The 26,146-nt window shown below is 74.6% G+C and carries 29 protein-coding genes; 9 read left to right on the top strand and 20 right to left on the bottom strand.

The annotated features are described in order from the left end of the window. Positions 1–31: 31 nt before the first annotated feature. The gene (purM, locus tag KPF22_RS27825) at positions 32–1,129 is read left to right on the top strand and encodes a phosphoribosylformylglycinamidine cyclo-ligase (RefSeq protein ID WP_208820618.1); all 1,098 of its coding nucleotides are present in this window, start codon (positions 32–34) and stop codon (positions 1,127–1,129) included. A 22-nt stretch (positions 1,130–1,151) separates the two neighbouring features. Here purM and KPF22_RS27820 read toward each other — a convergent pair whose 3' ends face one another. The 4 genes from KPF22_RS27820 to KPF22_RS27805 all read right to left on the bottom strand — a co-directional run bounded on the left by KPF22_RS27820 (position 1,152) and on the right by KPF22_RS27805 (position 4,096). Beyond that, a complete protein-coding gene (locus KPF22_RS27820) occupies positions 1,152–1,895 on the bottom strand; it encodes an NUDIX domain-containing protein (protein WP_208820620.1) in 744 nt (247 codons plus the stop codon). A 164-nt stretch (positions 1,896–2,059) separates the two neighbouring features. Then, positions 2,060–2,263: a DUF3073 domain-containing protein gene (locus KPF22_RS27815; RefSeq protein ID WP_062399683.1), complete on the bottom strand. Its 204-nt coding sequence runs from the start codon at positions 2,261–2,263 to the stop codon at positions 2,060–2,062. Positions 2,264–2,483: 220 nt separating this feature from the next. Then, positions 2,484–3,611: a folate-binding protein YgfZ gene (locus tag KPF22_RS27810; protein ID WP_224403755.1), complete on the bottom strand. Its 1,128-nt coding sequence runs from the start codon at positions 3,609–3,611 to the stop codon at positions 2,484–2,486. After that, positions 3,608–4,096: a Fur family transcriptional regulator gene (locus KPF22_RS27805; RefSeq protein ID WP_374107533.1), complete on the bottom strand. Its 489-nt coding sequence runs from the start codon at positions 4,094–4,096 to the stop codon at positions 3,608–3,610. Before KPF22_RS27805 ends, KPF22_RS27810 begins: the two co-directional genes overlap by 4 nt. Before the next feature lie 244 nt (positions 4,097–4,340). Here KPF22_RS27805 and KPF22_RS27800 point away from each other — a divergent pair, with 244 nt between their 5' ends. Next, positions 4,341–6,272: a hypothetical protein gene (locus KPF22_RS27800; RefSeq protein WP_208820624.1), complete on the top strand. Its 1,932-nt coding sequence runs from the start codon at positions 4,341–4,343 to the stop codon at positions 6,270–6,272. A gap of 43 nt (positions 6,273–6,315) precedes the next feature. Continuing rightward, positions 6,316–7,857 (top strand): hypothetical protein, encoded by a 1,542-nt coding sequence (locus KPF22_RS27795; RefSeq protein ID WP_224403754.1) that lies wholly within the window; start codon positions 6,316–6,318, stop codon positions 7,855–7,857. A gap of 3 nt (positions 7,858–7,860) precedes the next feature. Here KPF22_RS27795 and KPF22_RS27790 read toward each other — a convergent pair whose 3' ends face one another. From KPF22_RS27790 to KPF22_RS27750, 10 genes are all read right to left on the bottom strand, one after another. After that, positions 7,861–8,724 (bottom strand): biotin-dependent carboxyltransferase family protein, encoded by an 864-nt coding sequence (locus KPF22_RS27790; RefSeq protein WP_224403753.1) that lies wholly within the window; start codon positions 8,722–8,724, stop codon positions 7,861–7,863. Further along, a complete protein-coding gene (locus KPF22_RS27785; protein ID WP_224403752.1) occupies positions 8,721–9,335 on the bottom strand; it encodes an allophanate hydrolase subunit 1 in 615 nt (204 codons plus the stop codon). The genes KPF22_RS27790 and KPF22_RS27785 overlap by 4 nt, the downstream gene beginning before the upstream one ends. Continuing rightward, complete coding sequence (locus KPF22_RS27780) at positions 9,336–9,941, bottom strand: FABP family protein (RefSeq protein ID WP_062404071.1); 606 nt, start codon at positions 9,939–9,941, stop codon at positions 9,336–9,338. A gap of 35 nt (positions 9,942–9,976) precedes the next feature. Further along, positions 9,977–10,147, bottom strand: a complete 171-nt coding sequence (locus KPF22_RS27775) for a hypothetical protein (protein ID WP_168169561.1) — start codon at positions 10,145–10,147, stop codon at positions 9,977–9,979. A gap of 149 nt (positions 10,148–10,296) precedes the next feature. Continuing rightward, a complete protein-coding gene (locus KPF22_RS27770; RefSeq protein ID WP_208820632.1) occupies positions 10,297–10,596 on the bottom strand; it encodes a DUF1416 domain-containing protein in 300 nt (99 codons plus the stop codon). A 1-nt stretch (position 10,597) separates the two neighbouring features. Next, positions 10,598–11,434, bottom strand: coding sequence for a sulfurtransferase (locus KPF22_RS27765; protein WP_224403751.1), 837 nt, complete (start codon positions 11,432–11,434; stop codon positions 10,598–10,600). 34 nt (positions 11,435–11,468) lie between these two features. Next, positions 11,469–11,927, bottom strand: a complete 459-nt coding sequence (locus tag KPF22_RS27760) for a DUF4395 domain-containing protein (RefSeq protein WP_208820636.1) — start codon at positions 11,925–11,927, stop codon at positions 11,469–11,471. 64 nt (positions 11,928–11,991) lie between these two features. Then, positions 11,992–12,066 (bottom strand): putative leader peptide, encoded by a 75-nt coding sequence (locus KPF22_RS33740; RefSeq protein WP_350662235.1) that lies wholly within the window; start codon positions 12,064–12,066, stop codon positions 11,992–11,994. Between the two features lie 71 nt (positions 12,067–12,137). After that, positions 12,138–12,569 (bottom strand): thioredoxin family protein, encoded by a 432-nt coding sequence (locus KPF22_RS27755; protein WP_224403750.1) that lies wholly within the window; start codon positions 12,567–12,569, stop codon positions 12,138–12,140. 12 nt (positions 12,570–12,581) lie between these two features. Beyond that, positions 12,582–13,412: a DUF2993 domain-containing protein gene (locus tag KPF22_RS27750; RefSeq protein WP_224403749.1), complete on the bottom strand. Its 831-nt coding sequence runs from the start codon at positions 13,410–13,412 to the stop codon at positions 12,582–12,584. A gap of 201 nt (positions 13,413–13,613) precedes the next feature. Between KPF22_RS27750 and KPF22_RS27745 the strand changes: the two genes are divergently transcribed. From KPF22_RS27745 to pstB, 6 genes are all read left to right on the top strand, one after another. Beyond that, positions 13,614–14,399 (top strand): response regulator transcription factor, encoded by a 786-nt coding sequence (locus KPF22_RS27745; RefSeq protein ID WP_062399702.1) that lies wholly within the window; start codon positions 13,614–13,616, stop codon positions 14,397–14,399. Between the two features lie 16 nt (positions 14,400–14,415). After that, the gene (gene mshD, locus KPF22_RS27740; protein ID WP_224403748.1) at positions 14,416–15,300 is read left to right on the top strand and encodes a mycothiol synthase; all 885 of its coding nucleotides are present in this window, start codon (positions 14,416–14,418) and stop codon (positions 15,298–15,300) included. A 198-nt stretch (positions 15,301–15,498) separates the two neighbouring features. Further along, positions 15,499–16,602, top strand: coding sequence for a phosphate ABC transporter substrate-binding protein PstS (gene pstS / locus KPF22_RS27735; protein WP_224403747.1), 1,104 nt, complete (start codon positions 15,499–15,501; stop codon positions 16,600–16,602). 127 nt (positions 16,603–16,729) lie between these two features. Further along, positions 16,730–17,674, top strand: coding sequence for a phosphate ABC transporter permease subunit PstC (gene pstC / locus KPF22_RS27730; protein ID WP_073575849.1), 945 nt, complete (start codon positions 16,730–16,732; stop codon positions 17,672–17,674). Position 17,675: 1 nt separating this feature from the next. Further along, positions 17,676–18,791, top strand: coding sequence for a phosphate ABC transporter permease PstA (pstA, locus tag KPF22_RS27725; RefSeq protein WP_208820647.1), 1,116 nt, complete (start codon positions 17,676–17,678; stop codon positions 18,789–18,791). A gap of 11 nt (positions 18,792–18,802) precedes the next feature. Next, complete coding sequence (gene pstB / locus KPF22_RS27720; RefSeq protein ID WP_073575851.1) at positions 18,803–19,582, top strand: phosphate ABC transporter ATP-binding protein PstB; 780 nt, start codon at positions 18,803–18,805, stop codon at positions 19,580–19,582. 69 nt (positions 19,583–19,651) lie between these two features. On the opposite strand, the gene KPF22_RS27715 is transcribed toward pstB, so the two are convergent. The 6 genes from KPF22_RS27715 to dusB form a co-directional block, all read right to left on the bottom strand. Next, positions 19,652–20,314 (bottom strand): PhoU domain-containing protein, encoded by a 663-nt coding sequence (locus KPF22_RS27715; protein ID WP_208820649.1) that lies wholly within the window; start codon positions 20,312–20,314, stop codon positions 19,652–19,654. A 70-nt stretch (positions 20,315–20,384) separates the two neighbouring features. Next, the gene (locus KPF22_RS27710; protein ID WP_100879374.1) at positions 20,385–20,585 is read right to left on the bottom strand and encodes a dodecin domain-containing protein; all 201 of its coding nucleotides are present in this window, start codon (positions 20,583–20,585) and stop codon (positions 20,385–20,387) included. A gap of 98 nt (positions 20,586–20,683) precedes the next feature. Further along, entirely contained in the window at positions 20,684–21,340 is a 657-nt protein-coding gene (gene phoU / locus KPF22_RS27705; protein ID WP_062399711.1) for a phosphate signaling complex protein PhoU, read from the bottom strand. Positions 21,341–21,438: 98 nt separating this feature from the next. Beyond that, positions 21,439–23,151, bottom strand: a complete 1,713-nt coding sequence (locus KPF22_RS27700) for an LCP family protein (RefSeq protein ID WP_224403746.1) — start codon at positions 23,149–23,151, stop codon at positions 21,439–21,441. A 766-nt stretch (positions 23,152–23,917) separates the two neighbouring features. Then, positions 23,918–24,805 carry a GGDEF domain-containing protein gene (locus tag KPF22_RS27695; protein ID WP_224403745.1) on the bottom strand — a complete coding sequence of 296 codons (888 nt, stop codon included), beginning with the start codon at positions 24,803–24,805 and terminating at the stop codon, positions 23,918–23,920. Positions 24,806–24,958: 153 nt separating this feature from the next. Next, positions 24,959–26,080, bottom strand: coding sequence for a tRNA dihydrouridine synthase DusB (gene dusB / locus KPF22_RS27690; protein ID WP_062404073.1), 1,122 nt, complete (start codon positions 26,078–26,080; stop codon positions 24,959–24,961). Positions 26,081–26,146: the final 66 nt, after the last annotated feature.

Here is a 26,146-nt window from a genome sequence, read left to right as displayed (position 1 = left end):
ACGACCCCGTCCCGACCTGGAGAGACCACGCATGCCCTCGACCGAGCCCGGCCCCGCCAGCTACGCCTCCGCGGGGGTGGACATCGATGCGGGGGAGCAGGCGGTCGAGCGTTTCCGTCCGTTCGCCGAGAAGGCCACGCGGCCCGAGGTGCGCGGCGGCATCGGTGGTTTCGCCGGTCTGTTCGCGGCGAAGTTCGGCAAGTACTCCGAGCCGGTGCTGGCCGCCTCGACCGACGGCGTCGGCACCAAGGTCGCGATCGCGCAGGCGATGGACAAGCACGACACCATCGGCCAGGACCTCGTCGCGATGGTCGTCGACGACCTGGTCGTCTGCGGGGCCGAGCCGCTGTTCCTGCAGGACTACATCGCCATCGGCAAGATCGTCCCCGACCGGGTGGCGACGATCGTGCGCGGCATCGCCGAGGGCTGCCAGACCGCGGGCTGCGCGCTGCTCGGCGGCGAGACCGCCGAGCACCCCGGGCTGATGGAGGAGGGCGCCTACGACCTCTCCGCGACCGGTGTCGGTGTCGTCGACGCCGAGAAGATGCTGCGGCCCGAGCGCGTCCGCCCCGGCGACGTGCTGGTCGCGCTCGGCTCCTCCGGGCTGCACTCCAACGGCTACTCCCTGGCCCGCCACGTGCTCCTCGACATCGCCCGGCTGCCGCTGGCCGGTGAGCTGGAGGAGTTCGACCACTCCCTCGGTGAGGAGCTGCTCGTCCCGACCCGGATCTACGCCAAGGACTGCCTGGCGATCACCGCTGAGACCGGCGTGCGGACGTTCTCCCACATCACCGGCGGCGGGCTGGCCCGCAACCTGGAGCGGGTGCTGCCGGAGGGCCTCGCGGCCACCGTGGAGCGCGGCTCCTGGACCCCGGCCCCGATCTTCAAGCTGATCCAGTCCCGCGGCCGGGTCGAGCGCGCGGAGATGGAGAAGACGTTCAACATGGGCGTCGGGATGGTCGCGGTGCTGCCGCCCGAGGACGTCGACCGCGCCCTCGCCGTCCTCACCGCCCGGCACGTCCCCGCCTGGATCCTGGGTGAGGTCGGCCGGATCGGCGACGTCGACGGTGCCGGTTCCGGTGAGCTCGGCGCCCGGGTGCAGCTGCGCGGGGAGCACCCCCGCTTCTGAGGCGGTCCCGCGCCGTCCGCCCTCACTCGACGGAGTGGTGCAGCTCCGTGTCGTGCGACGCCGGCTGCCGGTTCCCGGCGCGGTGCGACTCACGCAGCATCGGCGGGTGCAGCGCCGTCGCCGGGCCGCGGCGGAACAACCGGGGCGGCCGCCCGCGGCCGCCGGTGACCAGCGTCGTCGTCGGCACGAGGAAGCCGTCGGTGGAGGTCACCTTGCGCTGGAAGTTGCGCGGGTCCAGGGAGGTCTCCCAGACGGCCTCGTAGACCCGGCGCAGGTCGGTCACCGTGAACTCGTCCGGGCAGAACGAGACGGCGAGCGTCGTGTACTCGAGCTTCGACTTCGCCCGCTCCACGCCGTCGGCGAGGATGCGCTGGTGGTCGAACGCCAGCGGCGGCACGTCGTCGACGGCGCACCACGCGGACGCGGCGGCCCCGCCACCCGGCGTCGGCTCCGGCATGTCCGGCAGCAGCGCGAGGTAGCCCACGGACAGGACCCGGCCACGGGGATCGCGGTCGGGTGCGGCGTAGCTCGCCAGCTGCTCGAGGTGCCCGCACACGGCACTGCCGGTGTCGGTCCCGGTCTCCTCGCCCAACCGCCGGCTGGCGGTGTGCACGAGGTCCTCCTCCGGGCGGACGAAACCACCGGGCAGCGCCCAGTTCCCGAGGAACGGGGGCTCACCCCGCTCGATGAGCAGCACGTGCAGACGGTCCGACCGCACGGTCAGCACGACGAGGTTGACGGCGACCGCGAACAGGTTGCCGCGCATCTGCTGAACACCTCGGACGTGACGGGATCGGTGACCAAGCCTCCCACAGGAGACTGGTCATGATCTTGCCCTATCCGACCGGCCGGGGGAAACCGCCCGGGTCGGCACGTGCCGCGGCGCCCGAACCGCCGTGTCACGACGGGGGCCGGGCGCCGGGGTGGCCGTCAACGGCGAGGGTCGTCGTCCTCGTCGTTGTACTTGGCGGCGAGGTCGTCGTACTCGCCGTAGTCGTCCTCGCGGCTGTCGGTAGTCACCGCCGTCGCGCTACCGATCTCCCGCTGCAAGGCGTCGAGATCCATAGAAGGGGAGCTGTACTTGAGCTCACGGGCCACCTTCGTCTGCTTGGCCTTGGCTCGTCCACGCCCCATGGCAGGTCCCCCTTACAACAGGGAAGGGGCGGCCGGTCATTGCGCACGACCCGGCGGCCCCTCTCGTCTCATCAATGTCGTGAAAACAACCGTACCCTGCTCACCCCGGAACATGCGACGCGGCACCGCCGTCGTCACAGGCGGACCCGGCCCCGGACCGGCGCGGGGCCCCGTGTGTCCACCCGGTGGTCGCCCCACGGCGGTCCGGCCGGGCCGCGCGTCATCCGCGACGCGCGGCGCCACCCGTCCGTTCCCGGGCCGCGCGCCCCGGCGGCGGGGTGTCCGGGTCCGGCTCGTAGGAGTCCGGGTCGATCGTCGCGGGGGAGACCCGGTCGTCGACACCCGCGGTCAGCTCGGCGTCCACCGGGACCGACCGCTTGAGCAGCGCGAGCGCCACCGGGCCCAGCTCGTGGTGCTGGACGACCGTGCCCACGCGGCCGACCGTGCGGCCGTCGCGCACCACCGGGTCGCCGGTGCGCGGCAGGTCCTCGTCGCCGGCGTCGAGCATCAGCAGCACCGTGCGCCGCGGCGGGCGCCCCAGGTTCGCGACCCGGGCGACGGTCTCCTGGCCCCGGTAGCAGCCCTTGGTGAGGTGCACGGCGGAGCCGATCCAGCCGACCTCGTGCGGGATGGTGCGGTCGTCGGTGTCGCGGTGCAGGCGCGGTGCGCGGGACTCCACCCGCAGCGCCTCGAACGCGATCGTCCCGGCGGCCCGCGCCCCGGCCGCGGTGAGGTCCGCCCAGCGGGCGTCCGTCGTCCCACGGGGGACGACGACGTCCGCCGCGTCCCGGCCCGGCCACGGCATCCGTCGCACGAAGCCGCCGTCCGGCAGGGCCGTGACGCCGTTCGGCGCATCGGGCACCGGCAGCCCCGCCGCGGCGAGCACGGCCGGGGTCTCCGGACCGACGACCGACAGCACCGCCAGCTCGGCGGTGACGTCACGCGGCTCCACCTTCGACCAGAAGACCATCTTCGTCAGGTAGTCGAGCAGTGCCGCGCCCTCGCCGGGCTCGGTGTCGAGCCAGACCGTGTCCGCCGACGACGCGACGGCCATGTGGTGCAGCACCCTGCCCTGCGCGTCGAGCACCAGGGCCTCGGTGCCGGTGCCGGGCGGCAGCTCGCTGACGTGCTGGGTGAGCAGCAGGTGCAGCCAGGACAGCCGCTCCTCGCCGGTCACCGCCAGCACCTCGCGGTGCCCGCGGTCGACGACGGCGGCGGAGCGGGCCATCGCCCGCTGCTCGGCCGGCGGGTCGCCGTGGTGCGCGGCGACGACGTCGTCCCGGTCGGGGGGCGTGTCCTCGGCGTTGTCGGTGGTGTCGGGGTCCTGCTCGGATCCGGGAACGGTCACCGGTCTCCCTCCGCGCCCTCCTGGGGCGCCGTGTCGTCCTGCTCGGGGGCTCCGTCGGCGGAGTCCTCGTCGTCGTCGTGCGCACAGTCGACGCACGTGCCGGACAGGGCCACGTGCGTCGCGTCCAGGTGGAAGCCCAGGTCGGCGAGCGTGCGACTCGCCACATCGGAGAGCAGCTCGGTCGGCGCCTCGTCCACCCGGCCGCAGTGGTGGCAGACGAGGTGGACGTGGCGGTGCTGGTGCTCGGAGTAGGTCGGCGCACCGTGCCCGAGATGGGCGTGCCGGACGACGCCGAGCTCCTCGAGCAGGTCCAGCGTCCGGTACACCGTCGTGATGTTCACCGCCGGCGCCGTCGCCTGGACCCGGCTGCACACCTGCTCGGGTGTCGCGTGCCCCAGCTCCCGGACCGCGTCCAGCACGAGCTGGCGTTGAGGGGTCATCCGGAGCCCACGCCGGTGCAACGTGCCCTTCAGTGTGCTGTCCACACCGCCGATGGTATTCGGTACGGCCCGGTAGGCTCGGGCCACGAGGACGGTGACCGCACATCGTGTCACGGAACCGTCCGTCGCGGGGCCCGCCACGCCGACGGACGACCGTTGCACGCTGCGTGGTTCGCCGCGACCCCGTCGTCGTGACTACCCTGACCGGCGAGGTCGCGCCGAACCGTCGGTCCGCCGACCTCGTACGTGCCCCCCGAGGGCACCCATGTCGACGACCTGAGGAGAGGCGATGACGGCAGACGGGGCGGACCGCCCGGGCGGTTCCCCGCGGTTCGACGTCGTTCTCCGCGGCTACGACCGTCGGCAGGTGGACGAGCACATCGTCCAGATGCAGCGGCTCATGGGCCGGATGCGCGCGGACATCGACGCACTGCGGAGCCGGCCGATGCCGCCGCCGATGCCGGTGCCGCCGCCCGGTGGGTTCGCCGCCGGTCCGGCCGGCGGGCCGCCGCGTCCGGCACCGCGTCCGGGGCCGCGTCCCGGCCCGGGACCCTCGGACTCCGACCGGCACGGTGCCGTCGACAACTTCTCCGACCGCATGCAGGCGATCCTGCAGAAGGCGGAGGAGGAGGCGGAGGAGATCCGCAGCAAGGCCCGTGCCGACGCCGAGCGTGTCGTCACCGAGGCCCGCAAGCAGGTCGACCGCGCCCGCGCGGACGCCGACCGGGCCCGTGAGCAGGGCGACAAGCTCCGCACCGAGGTCGGGGAGCTGACCCGGCGTCGCGACGAGCTGCGCGCCGAGGTCGGGAAGGCCCCGGCCGCCGCGGACAAGGCCCGCCACGAGATCCGGCCGGTCCCCGGTCCTGGTCAGAAGCCCGGCGGACCGTCCGGCGAGACCGGGTCGTCCGACGACCGCTCCGCGAAGCCCGCCGCGGGCGAGCGGCCCGGCACCGGGCAGCCCGGTGCCGCCCAGCCCGCCGGTCAGCCGGGCCCCGGGCTGAAGCCCGCCGCGCAGTCCGGTGCCGGTGCCAAGCCCGCCCCGCAGTCCGGTGCCGGCGCCACGCCGGCCGCCGCTGCCGCCGGTACGGGTGCCGACGCCTCCGCGCGCCCGGGGCAGGCCGACGCCCGGCCCGGGCGTCCCGACCAGGGGCGCTCCGACCAGGGCCGTCCCGACTCCGCGGACCAGCGGTCCGGTCGTCCCGGGCCGCGCCCCGGTGCACCGGAGCCGCAGCGCCCCGGTGCCCGGTCCGGTGCCGAGGAGCGCCCGGGGTCCGAGCAGCGTCCCGGTCAGAAGGATCAGGGGCCCGCACGTCCGCAGGGCGCCCCGAACGGCCGCCCGCAGGCCCCGGCGGCCGGTGTCAACGGTGCCGGGGTGAACGGTGCCCGACCGGCCGCCGCCCAGGCGTCGCCGTCGGGCGACGCGGCACCCGCGCCGCGGCCCGGTCCGCGTCCGCAGCCGGGGCCCGCCCCGGCGCGCCAGGACTCCGGGTCCCAGTCCCGGCCCGACTCCGGTCCGGCCAAGCCCGGCACCGGTGGGTCGGGTACCGACCGCCCGGCCGGGGCACCGCAGCCCGCCCGGACGGACGCCCAGGGCCCGCGCCCCGGCGGTACCGACGGGGACAAGCCCGCCGGCCCGCGCCCGGGTCCGCGGCCCGCACCGGGCCCGCGCCCGTCGCCGGCCCCCACCGGGCAGCAGGGCGGTGCCGAGCGCACCACCGCCGTCCGGCCCGGGGACGAGCCCGAGCCCGCCGAGCTGTTCCGGCCCGCGTCGGAGTCCCGCCCGGCCGAGGCGGAGCCGAAGACGTCGGCCGTGCCGCGCCAGGACCCGCGTCCGACGCCCGGCGGCGACGCCGAGCGCACGGTCGCGGTCGGCGCCGTCCGCCGTTCCGGTGACACCCCAACGGATGGTTCGCAGAAGCCGCCGGCGGGGGAGAAGAGCACCGCGGCCGAGGGCACGAAGGCCGACGCGGAGCCGCCGACGACCGCGAACCCGGCCGCCGGGCGCGGCCCGGCGCGACCCGGTCCGGAGGGGGCCCGCAACGGCTCCGGCCAGGCCGGCCACGGTCAGAACGGTCGTAACGGTGCGTCGTCGGCGTCCGAGCCGTCGTCGCAGGGTGGCGAGAAGGGCAACGGCGCGACCCGCAACGGTTCCGGTGCGGCCACCGGCGACAAGGGCCGGACGGGCGCGGCGCAGCCGTCGACGGGGACGCGCAGCAGCTGAGGTTCCCCGCGCGGGGCCCGGGACCCCAATAAGGTCCGGGCCCATGCAGCTCGGCTCGTTCACGGTCCCGGTCCTGCCCCTCGTGGCGGTGCTGGGCGCGGGCGTGCTCGTGGTCCTGGTCCTGTGGGGTGTGTGGCGTGTGCGCCGCACCCCCGCGCCCGGGCCGCTGCCGCTCGAGCCCCCGCGTGCGGCCGCGGACCCGCAGCCGTCCTCTGCGGACTGGACCGGTGAGGCGGCCGGTGGCCCGGCCGACCCGCCGCGCCCGGCCCGTGCACGGACCGTCGCGGACGTGGTCGCCGAGCGCGGCGCGGACACCGGTCCGCTGCCCCGGGTACCCGCATACGCCGGCGCCGTGGTCGCCTCCGGTGCAGGGCGCCACGCCGCCCCCGACGACGACGGGACCGAGGGCTCCCTGGAGGCGCTGTTCGCCCCGGCCGACGAGCAGCCCGACGCGGCCACCCTCGCCCGGGGGCGCGACCCGGAGGCGACGGCCGCCGTGTCGCTCGCCGCGGCGTCGCCGGTTCCGGGTGCCGCGTCGGGAACCGGGGCGCCGGGTGCCGAGGCGGAGCCACTGCCCCGGCCACGGCCGACCCCGCGCCCCCGGTCGACCGGGCTGCGACGGGTCCGGGACGCAGGGACCGGGACCGACACCGCCGGCCCGGGCCGTGCCTCCGACACGCTCCGTGCCGCGGATCCGTCCGGGGCCGACGCCGCCGTCTCGAGCGACGCCGCCGCGACCGACGCCGCTGCCGCGACCGACGCCGCCGGGGCCGATGACGCGGCCCCGACCGACACCACCGCGGCCCGGGACGCCGCGGGCACCCCCGACGACCCGGCCACGCCGCCGGTGCCGGAGTGGCCGGTCGCACGGCTGCGCATCGTCGACGACGTCACCGACGCCGTCGCGCCCGGCCCGGACGCCACGCCCGCCGCAGCCGGGCAGGACCCGGCCGCCGGGGACGACACCGTGCCCCCTGCCGCGGACCAGACTCCGGCCGCCCCGAAGGACACCGCGGCCGGCCCGCTGCCGCCCTGGTCGGCCGAGCGCGCGGAGCCGGCCGCCGAGGACCTCCCCGCGACGTCCGGGATCCCGGCGACGCCACCCCCCGCGCCGACCCCGCCCGCCGGGTCCGGGATCACGGCCCGGCCGACCCCCGAGCCGGTCTCCCGGGCCGTGCAGCAGGCCCTCGCGGCCCGCGCGGTGCAGCGTGCGCGCCTGCGCGCCACCGACGCCGTCGTCGACCCGCAGCCCGACGCCCCCGGTGGCGAGCAGCAGGAGCTGCCGCTCGCCGTCGTCCCGACCTCGGGGGCGCGCACCCCGGCGGCCGGCGACACGAAGGACCGGCTGCTCGGTGTGCTCCTGGAGGACCCGGCCCGCGCCGTCGACGCGACCGAACGGCTCGACGACACCCGCGACCGCATCGCCGAGCTCGACGAGGTCCTGCGTCGCCGCCGCGACGACCTGGCCGGCGCCGTCCGGCACCTGCACGAGTGCGGCCTCGACCCGGCGCAGATCGGCCGGCTGTCCGGGATGGCCGTCGACGAGGTCCGCACCATCCTCGACGGCGAGGACGCCGAGCGCTGAGCCTCAGCGCAGCACGGTGAACCGCACGCCCGTCCCCGGCGGGGCCTGGGCGAGCAGCGGCAGGTCGGCGCGCTCGACGACGGCGATCACCGGGTAGCCACCGGTCGTCGGACGGTCGGCGAGGAACACCACCGGCGGCCCGTCCGGCGGAACCTGCACCGCGCCGGTCACCATCCCCTCGCTCGGCAGCTCCCGGTCGCGCAGCTCCGGGAGCCGCTCCGGGGACGGCCCGTCGAGACGGACCCCGATCCGGTTCCCGTCGGCCGTCACCGTCCACAGCGGACCCGCGAGGGCGGCGTGCGGGTCGGCGAACCAGTCGTCGCGGGGGCCGGGGCGCACCCGCAGCCCGACCACGGCACCGGGCAGCGACACCGGGACCGGCCCGGACACCGGGATCCCGCCGGACCACGGGCCGACCGGCAGCTCGTCGCCGTCGGCGACCGGGTCGGGCCCCAGCCCGGACAGCAGGTCGGTGCTGCGGCTGCCCAGCGTGAGCGGGAGCGCCAGCCCGCCCGCGACGGCGAGGTAGCACCGCAGCCCGCCGACCGGCGTCCCGACCGTCAGCTCGGCGCCGTCGGGCAGGTGCAGTGCCCGGTGCGACGCGGCCGGGATGCCGTCGACGGACACCGGCGCGGGCGCCCCCGTGACGGCGACGGCCCGGCCCCCCAGGGCACGCACCCGCAGCCCGCCGCCGAGCAGCTCCAGCCCGGCGGCGCCGTCGTCGTTGCCGACCAGACGGTTCCCCAGCTCGTAGGCCGGCCCGTCCAGCGCTCCCGACGGCGGCACCCCCAGGTGTGCGTGCCCCGGACGTCCGCGGTCGGTCACCAGCGCCTGGGGCCCGGCCCGCACCACCAGCAGCGCGCTCACCGGGGCTCGAACCGGACGCGGTCGCCGGGGGTGAACAGCGCGGGCGGGTCGGCGTCGGGGTCGAACAGGACCGTGTCGGTGCGGCCGATCAGCCGCCAGCCGCCGGGGGAGCGCCGCGGGTAGACGCAGCTGTAGACGTCGGCGATCCCGACCGAGCCGGCGGGCACCGCGGTCCGCGAGCTCTCCAGGCGTGGCTGCCGCAGCGGCTCCGCGAGCCCCGAGAGGTAGCCGAAGCCCGGCGCGAATCCGCAGAAGTCCACCCGGTACTCGGCGCCGCTGTGCAGTGCGACCACCTCGTCGACGGACAGGCCCGCGGTCTCGGCGACGAGTGCGAGATCCTCGCCGTCGTAGGTCACGGGCAGCGTGTGGACGGTGCCCGTGCCCGCCCCGCCGGCGGCCGCGTCCGCGGCCCGTGCGACCTGTACGACCCGCTCGGTGGCGGCTCCGGGCGCCACCTCGACGAGCACGGTCCGGGCGGCCGGGACCAGCTCCCGCACCTCGGGCAGCGCGGCGTCCCGCACGGCGGCGACGACGGCCGCCACCCCGGCGGCGTCGTCGACCTCCAGCAGCACCGCCCGCCCGCCGCAGCGGCGGACCCGGACCGCGACCAACTAGCCGACCACGCGGTGCAGGACGGCCGAGATGTGCGGCTGCATCGGCTGCCCGACCATCGCGCGCTCGTCGACGTAGGCGAGGTCGCCCTGGTTGACCAGGCCGTAGAGCCGCTTCGCCGCGGTGACCTCCTTGGCCGAGGGCGTCCGGGCGATGGCGTCGGTCTCGATCTGCCAGGAGCGCATGTCGCCCCGCGGCCCGTAGTAGACCTCGACGATCCCGGTGTGGTGCGCGATCAGGACCTCGATCGAGCCGTCCTCCTGGGGGCGCCAGAACCCGGTCTCGCGGGCGGCCTGGCGGATGATCCCGCCGTCGTCGTCGAGCAGCCAGGACCGGGCCTCGTAGGACAGGAACGGTCGCCCGTCGTGCGCCCAGGTGATCTGCTGGCCGAAGTGGAACGGGCCCTCGATCGTCGGGTAGACGACCTCGCCGGTGCCGCGCCAGGTACCGACCAGCGGCAGCAGGCCGAGGCAGGCCTCGTGCAGGTCGGGGCCCTGGCGCAGGTTGGCGGTGTCGTCGTCGACGGGCAGGTCGGGCCACTGCGGCCGGTTGCGCTGCGGGGAGTCCGGGGCCGCGTTCTCCGGACCGGTGATCGTGGTCTGCAGCTCCTCGTCGGACGCTGCGGCGGGTTCGGGGTCGGTCACGGGGTCTGCTCCTCGGTGTGGTGGTCGTCGGGGTCCCGTTCGGGATCGGGACCCGGCCCGGGCGCGGCGGCGGGCTCGACGACGAACAGGCGACGGAGCAACCAGCCGGCCCAGGCGGCGGTTCCCGCGGACAGGGCGATCAACAGCCCGGTGGAGAACCAGTGCACGACCGGCGACTCTACCGCCGCCCCCGGGGCGTGCACCGGGGGCCGCGCCCACCCGTCCCCGTGCACGAACGGGCCCCTCGTACGAAAGGTTCGTACGAGGGGCCCGTTCGTGAGGACGTGCGGTGGTCCGGGGCGAGCCCCGGGACCGGTCAGGCGACGGCGATCTCCGCCTGGTGCAGGCCCGGCCCGTCGGCGACGAGCTCGGACTGCCCGTTGCCCGAGCGCGACAGCGCCCGGACGGTCCAGGTGCCCGGGGCGGCGAAGAACCGGAAGTCACCCGAGGCCGAGGACACGACCTCCGCGGTGAACTCCCCGGTGCCGTCGAGCAGCCGGACGAAGGCCCCGGCGACCGGGTCGCCGGCAGCGACGACGCGGCCGGCGAGCACGGTCTCCTTGGAGAGGTCCGTGTTCGGGGGCAGGGTCAGGTTCTGGTCGGGTGCGGCACACATGTCACTTCGCTCCCAGCTCGATCGGCACGCCGATCAGCGAGCCGTACTCGGTCCAGCTGCCGTCGTAGTTCTTGACGTCGGAGTGGCCCAGGAGCTCGTGCAGCACGACCCAGGTGTGGCTGGAGCGCTCGCCGATGCGGCAGTAGGCGATGGTCGCCTTGCCCTCGTCGTAGCCGGCCTCCTTGTACAGCGAGGCGAGCTCGTCGTTGGACTTGAACGTGCCGTCCTCGTTGGCCGCCTTCGACCACGGGATGTTGATCGCGCTCGGCACGTGGCCCGGCCGCTGGCTCTGCTCCTGCGGGAGGTGGGCCGGGGCCAGGATCTTGCCGGAGAACTCGTCGGGCGACCGGACGTCGACCAGGTTCTTGGCGTCGATCGCGTCGACGATCTCGTCGCGGAACGCGCGGATCGAGGTGTCGGCCTCCTTGGCGGTGTAGGAGGTCGCGGGGCGGTCCTTGACGTCGGTGGTCAGGGTCCGGCCGTCGAGCTCCCACTTCTTGCGGCCGCCGTCGAGCAGCACCACGTTGTCGTGGCCGTAGAGCTTGAACTCCCAGTACGCGTAGGCGGCGAACCAGTTGTTGTTCCCGCCGTAGAGCACGACCTTGTCGTCGTTCGAGACCCCCTTGGCGGAGAGCAGCTGCTCGAACTGCTCCTTGGTGGGGATGTCGCGACGGACAGCGTCCTGCAGCTCGTCGGTCCAGTTGACCTTGACCGCACCGGGGATGTGGCCCCCGTCGTAGGCGGTGGTGTCCTCGTCGACCTCGAGGAACACCACCCCGTCGGTCTCCAGGTTCTCTTCCGCCCAGTCGGCGGTGACGAGGACGTCCTCGCGGCTCATGTCGATCTCTCCCGAATCGTGTGTCGTGGAACGGTCAGGACTGCGCGGCGGTGCCGCGCAGGCGGGCGAGGAGCCCGTACATCTCGCAGCCGAGGCAGAAGCCGAAGGCCGCGTTGAGGAAGGCCGCCGCGAGGGCCGCCGCCGTGGCGACGACACCGAGCACGGTCAGGCCGGACAGGTAGCCGACCGCCGCGACGACGGTGAACACCAGCCCGACGGTCTGCGAGAAGCGGACCGGGGCGGCGTCCTCGCGCTCGGCGGGCGGACCCAGCCGGGGCGCGAGGAGGTGCCGGTACACGACGCCGTAGGGGGCGAACCGCATGCCGGCGAACGCGCCGACGGCGAAGACGACGGCCTGCGCGAGTACGAGCAGGCCGCTGCCGGACAGCAGCACCAGCGCCAGGACGACGGTGGTGACCGCGGCGGAGAAGCGGACCCCGCGCGGGTCGAGCCGGGGCTCGACGAGCGCGGATCCGCGGTCCGTGACGGACATGGGACTCCAGTAACCGGGGCGGGAACCTCGGCGTCGCGGGACGCCGGGGCTCAGGACACGCGGGTCAGGAGTCCAGACACAGGCAGCCGGCGAGGCGGCACAGATCGACCGTGCGGCGTCGGGTCAGCGGCCAGTTCACGGTGCCGAGCCTAGCCGACGATCCGCGCCGAGCCCAGCGGTCGGCGCCCACCGGACATCACACACACGTTCTCAGCCGGTGGGAAGGGCGGCGACGAGCTCGTCGGTGCGCGGGACCCCGGAGACCCGCAGGACCTCGGCGCCGCGGGCGTCGAAGACGACCGTCGTCGGGGTCCGCAGCACGCCCAGCGCCCGGGCGACGTCGACGCGCTCGGCCACGTCGACCTCCACGTGCGCCACACCCGGATCCGCCGCGGCCAGGTCGCCGAGGACGCGCGCGGTCTGCCGGCACGGCGCGCAGACCGGTGAGGACAGCTGCAGCAGCAGCGCCCGGCGCCCCTCCGGCTCGGTCCCGGCCAGCTCCCAGCCCGGCCCGGCCACGGCGGGCGCGCCGCCGTCGTCGAGGGAGGGCCGGAGCCGCCCCGAACGGCTGCGCAGGACCAGCCCGGCGAGCGTCGCCACCAGCAGGACGACGACCAGCACCACCGCACCCGTGACGTCCACCGCCGCCCCCTCTCAGCCCGCGGAGCGGGACGTGCCCGGTCCTCCGCCGACGCTCAGGTCGCGCACGGACCCGGCGACCTGCAGGACGTTGTACTCCGGAACGCCCGCCGAGGTCGCGGTGACGCCCAGCGGCAGCAGACCCGGGTCGATGTCCACGGCGAGCGCGCGCAGCATCGAGGTGCGGACCGCGTCCGGCACCGGCTCGTCCGAGCCGTTGATCCGGACGTCCCGCGGGACGATCCGCATCGTGCCGTGGTCGACGAGGAGCACGGCCAGCACGGCCACCTGCGCGTCGGCCCCGTCCACCGGCATCTCCGCGACGAACCGTGCCGCGTTGCGCGGGTCGAGCCCGCGCAGCGTCGGGTCGCCGCCGGCCTGGATCACCGAGTCGATCGCGTTGGCGTCGACGGCCTCGACCGACAGCCGCGTCACCCCGGCGGCCGGCCCGCCGGCGTCGACGACCATCCGGCGGATGTCGTTCGGGCTGACCTGCACGATCCCCTCGGCCGCCGCGGCGCGGAACCGGGCGGGTCCGGGCCCGGCGAGGTCGGACAGGTCCCCGCGCAGGCCGTACATCTGCACCTGGAGCTCGGGGGTGCGCAGCGGCCCGACCGGGACCCGCTGCAGCGTCATCTCGACATGGTCGTAGCGGCCGGTCGCGGCCTGGGCGAGGACCGAGAAGCCGTGCACCTGCACGCGCGGGTCCTCGGGGAGGTCGAGCCGGTCGCGCAGCGCACGGGAGACGCCCGACTCGACCGCCGCGCCGGTGGTGAGGTCGCCCACGACGAGCACGGCGGCCACCGCCAGGACGGTGGCGAGCACGCGACGGACGGGGCGTCCCACGACCGGGCCTCCACAGGATCGGGATACGTCCTGACCAGGGTAGAGAGCCCGGTCGCCGGCCCGGTGGGCGGCCCCGGGGCCCCGGAGCGGTCCCGGTCCCCGACCGGAACGATCCAGTTCGTGGCGTGAAACCCGTCGCTCTGCGGCTGACCGTGGGGTGACGTCCCGGTATCGTCCGCGTATCGCGAGAAGGGGGAGTCCATGGAACTGCTCCTGCTGACCACGGCTCCGGATGCGGCAGCCGTACTGCCCGCCCTGTCGCTGCTGCCGCACAACGTGCGGACCGCGGCGCCCGAGGTGGCGGCACTGCTCGATGCCGGTCCGCACGACGCCGTCCTGGTGGACGCCCGCTCCGACCTGGTCGCCGCGCGCAGCCTGTGCCGGCTGCTGGGCAGCGCCGGGACCGACGCGCCGGTGATCGCCGTGCTGAACGAGGGCGGCCTGGTCGCCGTGTCCGGCGAGTGGGTGGTCGACGAGATCCTGCTCCCCGACACCGGCCCGGCCGAGGTGGACGCGCGGCTGCGGCTGTTGCGGTCGCGTCCCGGCGCCGAATCCGCGTCCGGGGGTGGCGCGCTCGTCCTCGGCGAGCTCGTCATCGACGAGGCGACGTACTCGGCGCGGCTCAAGGGCCGGCTGCTGGAGCTCACCTACAAGGAGTTCGAGCTGCTCAAGTACCTCGCGCAGCACGCGGGACGGGTGTTCACCCGGGCGCAGCTGCTGCAGGAGGTCTGGGGCTACGACTTCTTCGGTGGCACCCGCACCGTCGACGTCCACGTCCGGCGGCTGCGCGCCAAGCTCGGCGGCGAGCACGAGCAGATGATCGGCACCGTGCGCAACGTCGGCTACAAGTTCGTCCGCCCGTCGCGCGGCGGGCTGTCCGCGCCGCCCGACCAGGACGACGCGGACCCCGAGCCCGTCCCGGACCGTCGCCTGCCCGGCGCCCGGCCCCCGACCGGCCCGGGACGTGGAGCGTGGGTGCCGCGGTGACCTAGGGTCGGCGCTCGTGGACCCGCAGGAGCACGCCCGTCTCGACGCCGCCACCGTCTCCGCGGTGCAGGACCTGCTGAGGGCGGCGACCGCCGCCGACGGCGCCGAACCGCTCTCCGAGCAGTTCCTGATGCACCTGCGCCCGGACGCCCCCGCCGACGGTGTGACGCACCTCGTCGTCCCCGGTGACGACGGAGCCGTGGCCGGCTACGCCCAGGTCGACGGCACCTACGCCGAGCTGGCGGTGCACCCCGGCGCGCGGCGGCGGGGGATCGGCGGCGCGCTCGTCGCCGCGGTCGAGAAGGTCACCGCCGACCCGCACGTGTGGGCGCACGGCGACCTCGACGCCGCGAAGGGGCTCGCCGCGGGCCGCGGCTACCGCCGGGACCGCGTCCTCTGGCAGATGCGCCGCACCCCTGCGGCGGGCCCGCTGCCCGCCCTGACCGTCCCCGACGGCGTCACGATCCGCGCCTTCGAGCCCGGCCGCGACGACGACGAGTTCCTCCGCGTCAACAACGCCGCCTTCGACTGGCACCCCGAGCAGGGCGGCTGGACCGGCGCCGAACTCGCCGCGCGGGAGGCCGAGGACTGGTTCGACCCGGCCGGGTTCCTGCTCGCCGTCGACGGCGTCGGCACCCTGCTCGGCTACCACTGGACCAAGGTCCACCCGGCGACCGGCGACGAGCGGGCCCTGGGCGAGGTCTACGTCCTCGGCGTCGACCCGGCCACCCACGGACGGGGACTCGGGAAGGTCCTGACGCTCGCCGGGCTGCACCACCTGCACGACCGCGGGCTGGACACCGTGCTGCTCTACGTCGAGGCCGACAACGCCCCCGCCGTGGCCGTCTACGAGCGCCTCGGGTTCGCCGTGCACGCCGCGGACGTCAACTACGCCCGGTGAGACCCGGTCACCGTTCGACGACCGGCGACGGGTTCGTTCGAACGTGTGACGCAGGTCCACCCGGTCGCCGACCCTGTTCATCCCACGTTCATCTTCCGTGGGGGTGGCGTCCAACGTCGACTCCTAGCGTCTGCGGCCGAGTGGTCACCCAGACCGCCGTCCCGCAACCGGCTCGTTGCCGACTCGGAGGAAACTGCAGTGAAGACCAAGCGGCGTGCGCCCCGGGCGCGCCTGGCTGCCGTCGGTATCGCCACGTCCTGCGCGCTGTTCGTCGCCGGCTGCGGTGCGGCGAACGAGGGCGGCGGCTCGGACGCCCAGGGTTCGGGCGTCACCGGCCAGATCGCCGGTGCGGGCGCGAGCTCCCAGCAGGCGGCCATGCAGGCCTGGATCGCCGGCTTCACCGGCGCGAACCCCGGCGCGACGGTCAACTACCAGCCGGTCGGCTCGGGCGGTGGCCGTACGCAGTTCGTCCAGGGGGCGGTCCAGTTCGCCGGGTCGGACGCGTACCTGAAGGACGACCAGCTGAACCAGGCACGGCAGCGCTGCGGCGGCTCGGTCATCGAGATCCCGAACTACGTCTCGCCGATCGCCATCGTCTACAAGCTCGACGGCGTGCAGGACCTGAACCTGTCGCCGGCGACCATCGCGGGCCTGTTCAAGGGCGAGATCAAGACCTGGAACGACCCCAAGGTCGCCGCGGACAACCCGGGCGTGCAGCTTCCGGCCACGGCGGTCACCCCGGTGCACCGCTCGGACGAGTCGGGCACCACCGAGAACTTCACCGACTTCCTCAACAAGGCCGCGGCGCAGGTGTGGACCGATGAGGGCGACGGCGAGTGGCCGATCCAGGGCGGCGAGGCCGCCCAGGGCACGTCCGGTGTCGTCGGCGCGGTGAACGCGGGTAACGGCACGATCGGCTACGCCGACGCGTCGCAGGCGGGCGAGCTGGGCAAGGCCAAGGTGAAGCTGGGCGACCAGAACGTCGAGCCGACCGCCGAGGCCGCCGCCAAGATCCTCGAGGAGTCCACGCGCGTCGAGGGCCAGGGCGACACCTCGTTCGCCTTCGACCTGAACAGGACCGCCACCGGAGGCGCCTACCCGGTGGTGCTGGTGTCGTACCTCCTCGCCTGCCCGACCTACCCCGACGCCGCCCAGGCCGACACCACCAAGGCGTTCCTGAACTACGTGGTCAGCACGGACGGTCAGCAGACCGCGGCGCAGAACGCGGGCTCGGCGCCCCTCTCGGAGACCCTGCGTGGCCAGATCACCCCGGTGATCGACCAGATCAAGGCCGCCGGCTGACCGTCGGCTTGAGTCGGATGTCATCTAGCCAGGGGCCCCGGGCCGTGTTCATCATGGACACCGAGCCCGGGGTTCCCCGGTGCCGTCCTCCCCTGCCCAGCGCACGATCGCACCCACAGGGATCACTGTGACCACCACGGAAACGAAGCCCGAACCCGTATCGGGCAAGCCTCCGGGCCAGCTCGGTGACCGCATCTTCGCCGGTTCGGCGAAGGGTGCGGGGATCTTGATCCTGGTCGTCCTGGCCGGGGTCGCCGCGTTCCTCGTCTCCGAGGCCGCACCCGCTCTCGTCGCTCCGGCGGAGGAGGTGCACGGTGGGCTCGCCGCCTACATCGCCCCGCTCATCTTCGGCACGGTCCTCGGTGCCGTGATCGCCTTGCTGATCGCGACGCCGCTCGCGGTCGGTGTCGCGTTGTTCATCAGCCACTACGCGCCCCGCCGGCTCGCACAGGGGCTGAGCTACGTCGTCGACCTCCTGGCGGCGGTCCCGTCGATCGTCTACGGGTTCTGGGGTGCCTTCACCCTCGCCCCTGCGTCGGTGGCGCTGAGCGTCTGGCTCAACGACTACCTCGGCTGGATCCCGTTGTTCGCCGGGCCGCCCTCGGTCACCGGCCGGACCATGCTGGTCGTCAGTGTCGTCCTCGCGGTGATGATCCTGCCGATCATCACCGCCGTCGCCCGTGAGGTCTTCCTCCAGGCGCCGAAGCTGCACGAGGAGGCCGCGCTCGCCCTGGGTGCCACCCGCTGGGAGATGATCCGGCTCGCGGTGCTGCCGTTCGGCCGCTCGGGCGTCATCTCCGGGGCGATGCTGGGTCTGGGGCGCGCGCTCGGGGAGACGATGGCGGTCGCCACGATCCTGTCGGTCTCCGGTGCGGTGACGCTGAACCTGATCAGCAGCGAGAACCCGTCGACGATCGCGGCGAACATCGCCCTGCAGTTCCCCGAGGCCTCCGGGCTCGACGTGAACGTCCTGATCGCCTCCGGCCTCGTGCTCTTCGTGATCACGCTGCTGGTGAACATGCTCGCCCGTTACATCGTCGAGCGCCGCCGCGACTTCTCCGGAGCGAACTGAGATGTCCACCGGAACCGAACGCAACCGCACCGACACCGAGGTACCCGTGACCAGTACCGGTCTGGAGACCCCCGCTGCGACGCCCACGGTGCTGCGCCGTACGGGAAGCCTGCCGAACTGGGCTCCGTGGGCGCTGCTCGTGGCCTCCGCGGTCCTGACGGGTGGGCTCGTCGCCCTCCTCGGCTCCGGCGTCGGACTCTGGGTGGTGTCGACCGCCGTCGTGTACGCGGTCGCGACCTACGTCGTGTCCCGGGTCGTCGAGGGCGGTCGCCGGGCCACCGACCGTCTGGTCACCGTCGTGGTCACCACGGCGTTCCTGCTGGCCATGCTGCCGCTGGTGTCGGTCCTCTACACCGTCGTCTCCGAGGGCTGGGCACGGTTCGACGCGACCTTCTTCACCCAGTCCATGCGCGGCATCGTCGGTGTCGGCGGCGGTGGTCTGCACGCCATCCAGGGCACGCTCATCATCACCGGGCTCGCCGCCCTGATGTCGATCCCGATCGGCATCCTGACCGCGATCTACCTGGTGGAGTACGGCAACAACTCGCGCCTGGCGCGGGCCATCACCTTCTTCGTCGACGTGATGACCGGTATCCCCTCGATCGTCGCGGGCCTGTTCGCCTACGCGCTCTTCGCGCTGCTGCTCGGGCCCGGGGTCCGCTTCGGGTTCGTCGGTGCGGTCGCCCTGACCGTGCTGATGATCCCGATCGTGGTCCGCTCCACCGAGGAGATGCTGAAGATCGTCCCGAACGAACTGCGTGAGGCCGCCTTCGCCCTCGGGGTCCCGAAGTGGCGGACCATCCTGAAGGTCGTCATCCCGACGACCGCCGGCGGTATCGCGACCGGCATCACGCTCGCGGTCGCCCGGGTCATCGGCGAGACCGCGCCGCTGCTGGTCACGGTCGGTGCCGCCCTCGGGATCAACCTCAACCCGTTCTCCGGGCCCATGGCGACGCTGCCCGTCTTCTCGTACTACTCCTACGCGGTGCCCGGTATCCCGCGTGAGGCGTTCATCGACCGGGCGTGGACCGCGGCCCTGGTGCTGATGCTCATCGTCATGGTGCTGAACATCCTCGCCCGCGTCATCTCCCGCATTTTCGCCCCGAAGACCCGATAAGGACTCCCGACATGGGCAAGAGTGTCGAAGCCAAGGACCTGAACATCTACTACGGGGCGTTCCTCGCGGTCGAGGGCGTCAACATGACCATCAAGCCGAAGACGGTGACGGCCCTGATCGGCCCGTCCGGCTGTGGCAAGTCGACCTTCCTGCGGTCGATCAACCGGATGCACGAGAACATCCCCGGCGCCCGCGTCGAGGGCCGGCTCGAGCTCGACGGCCAGGACCTCTACGGCGCGAACGTCGACCCGGTCGGCGTCCGCCGCCAGATCGGCATGGTCTTCCAGCGGCCCAACCCGTTCCCGACGATGTCGATCTACGACAACGTCATCGCCGGGATGAAGCTCAACAACAAGAAGGCCTCGAAGTCCGAGTTCGACGACACCGTCGAGCGGTCGCTGCGCGGCGCCAACCTCTGGAACGAGGTCAAGGACCGGCTCGACAAGCCCGGTTCGGGTCTCTCCGGTGGTCAGCAGCAGCGGCTCTGCATCGCCCGCGCGATCGCGGTGCGCCCGGACGTCCTGCTGATGGACGAGCCCTGCTCGGCCCTGGACCCGATCTCCACGCTCGCGATCGAGGACCTGATCAACGAGCTGAAGAACGACTACACGATCGTCATCGTGACCCACAACATGCAGCAGGCGGCGCGGGTCAGCGACTTCACCGGCTTCTTCAACATCGAGGGCACCGGCAAGCCCGGCAAGCTGGTCGAGCTCGACGAGACCAAGACGATCTTCTCCCAGCCGAAGCAGAAGGCGACCGAGGACTACGTGTCCGGTCGCTTCGGCTGAGTCCCCGCAGCACGACGACGGCCCCGGATCCCCGCACGCGGGCCGGGGCCGTCGTCGTCGCGGGTGGGGTCAGAGCGCGGGCAGCTCGTCCACGGTGCCGCCGGTGACGGCGTAGACGACGTGGTCGGCCAGGTGCACGCAGTGGTCGGCGTAGCGCTCGTGGAAGCGGGCCAGCAGCGCGGCGTCGACGGCGGCGGGCACCCCCGCGGTCCAGTCCGGGCCGAACATCAGCTCGAAGACCTGGCGGTGCAGGGCGTCGACGACGTCGTCGTCGTCACGCAGCTCGGCGGCGAGGACGACGTTGTGGGTGCGGAGCGCCTCGACGGCCTTGTCACCCATGGCCGCGACCCGGTTCCCGTAGTCGCGGAACAGCGGGCGGGCCTGCTCGGCGAGCACCGCACGGTCCGCGTTGCGGACGACGGTGGCGGCGACGTGCCGGGCCAGATCACCCATCCGCTCCAGCTGCTGGGCGCACCGCAGAGCGGTGATCACCGAGCGCAGCGGCGCGACCATCGGCTGGTGGATGTTCATGGTCTCGACGGCGAGCAGCTCGATCGCGTCGCGATGGCCGTCGATGACGGGGTCGCGGGAGACGACCTGTTCGGCGAGCCGGGGGCGGTGGCACAGGAGCGCCTCGGACGCGTTGCGGAACGCGGAGGCGACGAGCGGACCCATCTCGTCGAGCATGGCCCGGAGCTGCGTCAGGTTGTCGTCGAGCGTCTCCCTGCGCATGGCGACGACCTTAGATCGGAGTCGATGACGGCTACGGCACGGGACCGGTGAATGCTCGGTGAACGCCGGGTCAGGCGGCGCGGGCCCGCAGGCCGACGCGCAGGCCGACCCGGAAGCGCTCGGTGGAGCCGAGGACGGTCGATCGGACCCCGGTCACCTCGAACCACTCGAGGGCGTGTCCGGCCCGGCTCATGCCGTCCCGGATCGCAGCCTCGACGCTCTCGTCCGAGGTCCCGACGACCTCTGTGACGACGCAGCCCGCGTGTTCCATGACGCAGACGTGCCCCCGGCGTCGCACCGTCAAACTCGATCGGTAGACCGTTCGCCGAGCGGGGTGTATCGACTACGTCGAACGGGGCAACAGCGCTCTCAGACAGCGAGCGGACCGGGCATCTGGCCGGTCACGACGTACACGATCCGGCGAGCGACGGCGACGGCGTGGTCGGCGTACCGCTCGTAGAAGCGCGCGAGCAGTGCGACGTCGACCGCGGCGGACACCCCGTGGGTCCAGTTGCGGTCCATCAGCACGGTGAACATGTGCTGGTGGATGTCGTCGACGGCGTCGTCGTCCGCCTCGAGCTCGTTCGCCGCGTCCAGGTCACGGGTCCGGATGACCCGCCCGGCCTTCTCCGCGAGCTCCACACCGACGCGGCCCATCTCGGCGAAGTACGACTTCACCTCGTCGGGCAGCACGGTCTGCGGGTGCCGGCGACGGGCGGCCTGGGCGACGTGCAGGGCGAGGTCGCCCATGCGCTCGATGTCACCCGCACCGTGGATCGCGGCGACGACGACCCGCAGGTCGGTCGCGACCGGCGCCTGCAGGGCGAGCAGGCCGAAGGCCCGGTGCTCCGCGGCGGCACGGACGTCGTCGATCTTGATGTCCTCGGAGATGACCTGCTCGGCGAGCTGGAGGTCGGCCTCGAGCAGCGCTGTCGTGGCGCGCGCCATGGCACGTGCGACGTCGTCGCACATGTCTGCCAGGCCGGAGGCCAGCTCGTCCAGCTGCTCCTGATAGGTGTCGCGCATGTCCCGAGCCTAGGCCCCCGGACGGGAAGGTTCAGCTGCAGCGGGTGAACCCGCCGTGAACGCTGGGCGACATCCCCCGTTCGGGGGGTATGGGCGATTCAGTCGCAGTCGGTGCCGTCGGAGGGTTCGGCCTGCACCGGGGCCGCGTCACCGGCTCCGACGACCAGCTCCAGCACCCGGCTCCCGGTCGGGTCCGGGACGGGCCGCGCGCCGGGCAGCGCCTCCACGAGCGTGCCCGCGGCGTCGGTGTTGTCGGGGGAGTAGCGGACCTGCGCGCCGGGAGCGGCCGGACCGGGCGTGACGGTGCCGATCTCGTAGCCGCGTTCGCGCAGGTCCGCGGCGATCCGGTCGGCCGCACCGGGACGTCCTGTCGCGTCGACCAGGTTCACGACGGTGCCCGGCGCCGGGGCGGCCGCGGACCGGGAGGCCGGTGCGGTCGCGCTCTCGGGCAGCGGCTCGTGCTCGCGCAGCGCGGAGAACAGGGTGCGGGCCTCGGAGCGGCGCAGCTCCAGCTGGCCCCGCGTGTTCGGGGTCTCGGTGACCGGGACGGACAGGAACACCGGGGTGTCGGCGTCGCCGGCGGCGCCGGACCGGGCGAGGCCGCGGGCGAGGGTGAGGATCTCGCCGGCGTCGGCTCCGTCCGCCGACAGCGCCGACGACACCCCGGCCGCGGAGCGGCCCGGCGCACCCGGGGTCAGCAGCGAGGCGGTCGAGAGCGCGTCGCCGAGCGCTGCGGCGAGCACGCGCTGCTGGCGCCGGACCCGGTTCGCCGGGGAGCTGTCCGCGGTGCCCGCGGCGGAGGCGAACCGGACCGCGGTGGGCCCGTCGAGCTCCACGGTGCCCGACCCCTCCACGACCGGGCCGAGCACCGGGTCCACGACCGGACGCTCGGTGCAGACCTCGATCCCGCCGACGGCGTCGACCAGCTGCGGGGTCCCGGCCAGGTCGAGCGCGACGAAGCCGCTCATCGGCATGCCGGTCAGCTGCTGGACGACGCCGACGCTGCAGGCCGGGCCGCCGACGTCGTAGGCGGTGGCGAAGGCGGTGCGGGACTCCGCGGGCACGGTGTCGCCGTAGGTGCCGGTGGCGGCGTCGAAGCGCCGGCACGGCGGCCGGGACACCTCCAGCGTCGCGGGGATCGACAGGGTGACGGCCGGGCCGCCGCCCGCGGGCCGGTGGACCAGCACCGCCGTGTCGGTGCGCGCGGACTCCGCGGTGCCCGCGCGGTCGGCCTGCAGGCCCAGCACCAGGACGTTGCGGTCGCCGGCCTGGACGTCGGCGTCGAGGATCGCGTCGCTGTCCCGGGCGAGGGCGGCGACGTCGCGGACGCCGTCGTGCACCTCGCTGCGTCCGGCGAACCCGTAGGCGGTGGTGACCAGGACGAGCACCGCGGCCGCCGCTGCGCCGATCCGCAGCGCGCGGGCGCGTGGGTCGAGCCGGGCCGGTGGCGGGGCCCCGGCCGGTCCCGGCTCCGCGCCCCCGGGAGCGTCCGCCTCCGGCGTGGGCTCCTGCGCCGTGGTGGTGTCCTCGACGGGCGGGCCGTCCCGGTAGCGGCGACGACGGCGGCGCGGCACCAGCGCGTCGAAGACCTCGGTGACGCGCGAGTCCGCGGCGCCGCGGCGGGCGGGCCGCGGCGGCGAGGCACCTGCCCCCGCCCGTCCGGCCTCCGCCGCGTCATCGGTCCGGCCGCTCCCGGTGGCTCCGGTGTCGTCGGTCTTGCCCGGATCCCGGGTGCTCCCTGTGTCCCGGCCGGATCCGGTGCTTCCGGCGTCCCCTGTGGTCCGGGTGCCGGCTGTGCTCCGGGGAGGCACGGTGTCCGGGCGTGCTGCCGCGGCCGAGGGTGTGCCGGTGTCCGCGGCCGGACGGTCGGCGGTGGCCGCTGCGGTCCCCGGGGCGCGGCCGGTCCGGGGCGCCGGTGCGGCCCCGCTGGCCGGGGCGGGTACGGCGGCCGGGCCGACGGCGCGCGCGCTCGCCGGGTCCTCCACGGGGGAGTGGGCGGGCCGTGCACCGGGGCCACCGGGTGATCCCGGACGGGTGGTGGCCCCTGCGGGCGGCACCGGGGTGGTCCGCGACGGGGCACCGTCGCGCGGGCGTGGACGCTGCGGCGCCGGCGGCTCACCGGGACGGCGGGGCACGGGTCCGCCGCGCACGCGACGCACACCGGTCGGGGGGACCGGTCCCGGCGGCGGGACGTCGGCGACCCGCGGCTGCGACGGCTGCGGCCCCGCGGGCCGGGTTCCGGTGGCGGGGCGCGGCTGCGGCCCGGAGGGGTGGGTCCCGGAGGCGGGACGGGGCTGCGGCCCGGACGGATGTGCGCCGGCGCGCCCGTGCGGGCCCGACGGGTGCGCTCCGGGCGGCGGGACCTGCGCCCCGGGAGGGCCCTGCGGTGCGGGGGGCGCGGGCGGGCCCGCGTCGTCCGGGCGCCGACGCGTACGCCGGGACCGGCGCACCTCGTCGTCGCCGTCCTGCACCGGGCCTCCTCGTCGCGACCGCCGGAGCGGAAGCGCGTGACGGGCGCGACGTCGGGGGAGCGCGCCCTTCCGGGATCGTGCGGTCGCGGGGACCGCACCGTGGATCTTATTCGGCCCGGTTCGGCGCGGGTGGCGCGGGGCGCGACGCACCCTGCTCCGGTTGGGGGATCGACCGGCGTCCGGATGCCGCGCCGGCGAGGCTCACCCGGCCGTCGGCGTCGCGGTGGGCGACGGCGTTCCGGCCCGCCTGCTTGGCCGTGTAGAGGAGCACGTCGGCCTCGGTGACGAGGGCCTCGACGTCGTCGTCGCCGGGACGGGACCGGGCCACGCCGATGCTGATCGTCATCCGCAGGTCGGGGTGCAGGTCGCTCCAGTCGTGCGCGGCGACGCTCTCCCGGGCGGTCTCGCAGGCCGCGACGCCCTCCTCGGCCGTCAGCCCGGGCAGCACCAGCGCGAACTCCTCGCCGCCGTAGCGGGCGCAGAACGCCCCGGGCGGCAGGGCCCGGCCCAGCTCCAGCACCATCCGCTGCAGGACCCGGTCCCCGAAGGGGTGCCCGTGGGTGTCGTTGACCAGCTTGAAGTGGTCGATGTCGGCGAGCGCCAGGCAGACCGGCAGGTCCGTGCCCGCGGCGAGCAGGTCGATCAGCCGCTCGTCGAGATACCGGCGGTTGTACGACGCCGTCAGGCTGTCGCGGCGGCTCTGCTCGCGGGCCTCGGCGTGCTCGCGGCGGAGCCGGTCGAGCTCGTCGGCGGGGCTGGGCGCGTGGAGGCCGTGCAGGAGCCGGACGGCCTCGCGCAGGTGCAGGTAGGCCTGCTCGTAGCGACGGTGCTCCGCGAGCCGCTCGGCGGCCGCGGTGTGCAGGGCCGCGCGGGCCGCGGGGGAGGCGGGGGCGACGTCGTCGCCCGGCGTGTCGGGTCTGGGAGCGGGCGGCGACGGGTCGAGACGGCGTGCGGACCGCACGAGCCTGCGCACCGTCCATGCGGTGTCGGTCATGGTCCACCTCCCCGTCGTCGAGCCGTTCGGCCACTGGGACTGTTCATCGGTGACACCCCCGGGACGCTTGAGGCGTACGGGGCGTCGGCACCCGTTCGGCGCCCTTGTTCCCCCGGGTCGGGGTAACGCGTGTTCGCCCCGGGGTCGCCGTGATCAACCTCCGGAGTGCTCCACGTCCGCCCCGAAGGGGATCGACGGGTCGTCCGGGTCGTCGAGCCAGTGCTCGGGCAGCACGACGCGACCGGGGGACCCCTGGCGCCCGCGTGGACCGTCGGCGTCGGCCGGGAACGGCTCGTCCGGGTCCAGCCCGGACAGCAGCTCGTCGAGGTGGTCGATCGACTCCACCATCCCGAGGCTGCGCCGCAGCTCCGGGCCGACCGGGAAGCCCTTGAGGTACCAGGCGATGTGCTTGCGCACGTCGCGGATGCCCTTGTGGTCGCCCATGTGTTCGCAGAGCAGCACGGCGTGCCGGCGCAGCGTCGCGGCGACCTGACCGAGGTTCGGGGCGGCCGGCAGCTCGCGCCCGGCGAACGCCGCCTCCAGGTCCCCGAACAGCCAGGGTCGGCCCAGGCAGCCCCGGCCGACCACGACGCCGTCGCACCCGGTCCGGGCGACCATGTCCAGGGCGTCCTGCGCGGAGAAGATGTCGCCGTTGCCCAGCACCGGGACGTGGGACGGGACGGCGTCGCGCAGCCGGGCGATCTCGTCCCAGTCCGCGGTGCCGGAGTAGCGCTGGGCGGCGGTGCGGGCGTGCAGCGCGACGGCGACGGCGCCCTCGTCGACGGCGATCCGCGCGGCCTCGAGGTGGGTGTGGTGCTCGTCGTCGATGCCGATGCGCATCTTCACGGTGACCGGGCGGTCCCCGGCGCCCGTGACCGCGGCCCGCACGATGCGACGGAACAGCTCCCGCTTGAACGGCAGCGCCGCCCCGCCACCACGACGGGTGACCTTCGGGACCGGGCAGCCGAAGTTCATGTCGATGTGGTCGGCCAGGTCGCGCTCGACGATCATCTCCGCGGCCCGCTGCATCGACACCGGGTCGACGCCGTAGAGCTGCATCGAGCGGGGGTGCTCGTCCGCGTCGAAGGCGATCATGCGGAACGTCAGCGGGTTCTTCTCGACCAGCCCGCGAGCGGTGATCATCTCGCAGACGTAGTAGCCGGCGCCCTGCTCACGGCACAGGCGGCGGAACCCGGGGTTGGTGATGCCGGCCATCGGCGCGAGCACCACGGGGGTGTCGACCTCGAACGGGCCGATGCGCAACGGCGGCAGCACGCGGTCACGGCGGGCGGGGGTGTCCGTCCGCGCGTCGCGGACGCTGTCCAACACGGTCACGCCCAC

Origin of the sequence: Pseudonocardia sp. ICBG1034 (assembly GCF_020131375.1) — a bacterium.
Taxonomy (GTDB): domain Bacteria; phylum Actinomycetota; class Actinomycetes; order Mycobacteriales; family Pseudonocardiaceae; genus Pseudonocardia; species Pseudonocardia alni.
This window is presented reverse-complemented; position numbering and strand designations above follow the sequence as displayed.

What these genes read in the sequence shown, in the direction of transcription:
- KPF22_RS27820 (WP_208820620.1), bottom strand. Translation starts at nt 1,895, where the DNA reads ATGCGCGGCAACCTGTTCGCGGTCGCCGTCAACCTCGTCGTGCTGACC.
- pstB (WP_073575851.1), top strand. Translation starts at nt 18,803, where the DNA reads ATGGGCAAGAGTGTCGAAGCCAAGGACCTGAACATCTACTACGGGGCG.
- purM (WP_208820618.1), top strand. Translation starts at nt 32, where the DNA reads ATGCCCTCGACCGAGCCCGGCCCCGCCAGCTACGCCTCCGCGGGGGTG.
- KPF22_RS27760 (WP_208820636.1), bottom strand. Translation starts at nt 11,927, where the DNA reads ATGTCCGTCACGGACCGCGGATCCGCGCTCGTCGAGCCCCGGCTCGAC.
- KPF22_RS27710 (WP_100879374.1), bottom strand. Translation starts at nt 20,585, where the DNA reads ATGGAACACGCGGGCTGCGTCGTCACAGAGGTCGTCGGGACCTCGGAC.
- KPF22_RS27800 (WP_208820624.1), top strand. Translation starts at nt 4,341, where the DNA reads ATGACGGCAGACGGGGCGGACCGCCCGGGCGGTTCCCCGCGGTTCGAC.
- KPF22_RS27815 (WP_062399683.1), bottom strand. Translation starts at nt 2,263, where the DNA reads ATGGGGCGTGGACGAGCCAAGGCCAAGCAGACGAAGGTGGCCCGTGAG.
- KPF22_RS27795 (WP_224403754.1), top strand. Translation starts at nt 6,316, where the DNA reads ATGCAGCTCGGCTCGTTCACGGTCCCGGTCCTGCCCCTCGTGGCGGTG.
- phoU (WP_062399711.1), bottom strand. Translation starts at nt 21,340, where the DNA reads ATGCGCGACACCTATCAGGAGCAGCTGGACGAGCTGGCCTCCGGCCTG.
- pstA (WP_208820647.1), top strand. Translation starts at nt 17,676, where the DNA reads ATGTCCACCGGAACCGAACGCAACCGCACCGACACCGAGGTACCCGTG.
- KPF22_RS27715 (WP_208820649.1), bottom strand. Translation starts at nt 20,314, where the DNA reads ATGCGCAGGGAGACGCTCGACGACAACCTGACGCAGCTCCGGGCCATG.
- KPF22_RS27765 (WP_224403751.1), bottom strand. Translation starts at nt 11,434, where the DNA reads ATGAGCCGCGAGGACGTCCTCGTCACCGCCGACTGGGCGGAAGAGAAC.
- KPF22_RS27695 (WP_224403745.1), bottom strand. Translation starts at nt 24,805, where the DNA reads ATGACCGACACCGCATGGACGGTGCGCAGGCTCGTGCGGTCCGCACGC.
- KPF22_RS27770 (WP_208820632.1), bottom strand. Translation starts at nt 10,596, where the DNA reads ATGTGTGCCGCACCCGACCAGAACCTGACCCTGCCCCCGAACACGGAC.
- KPF22_RS27745 (WP_062399702.1), top strand. Translation starts at nt 13,614, where the DNA reads ATGGAACTGCTCCTGCTGACCACGGCTCCGGATGCGGCAGCCGTACTG.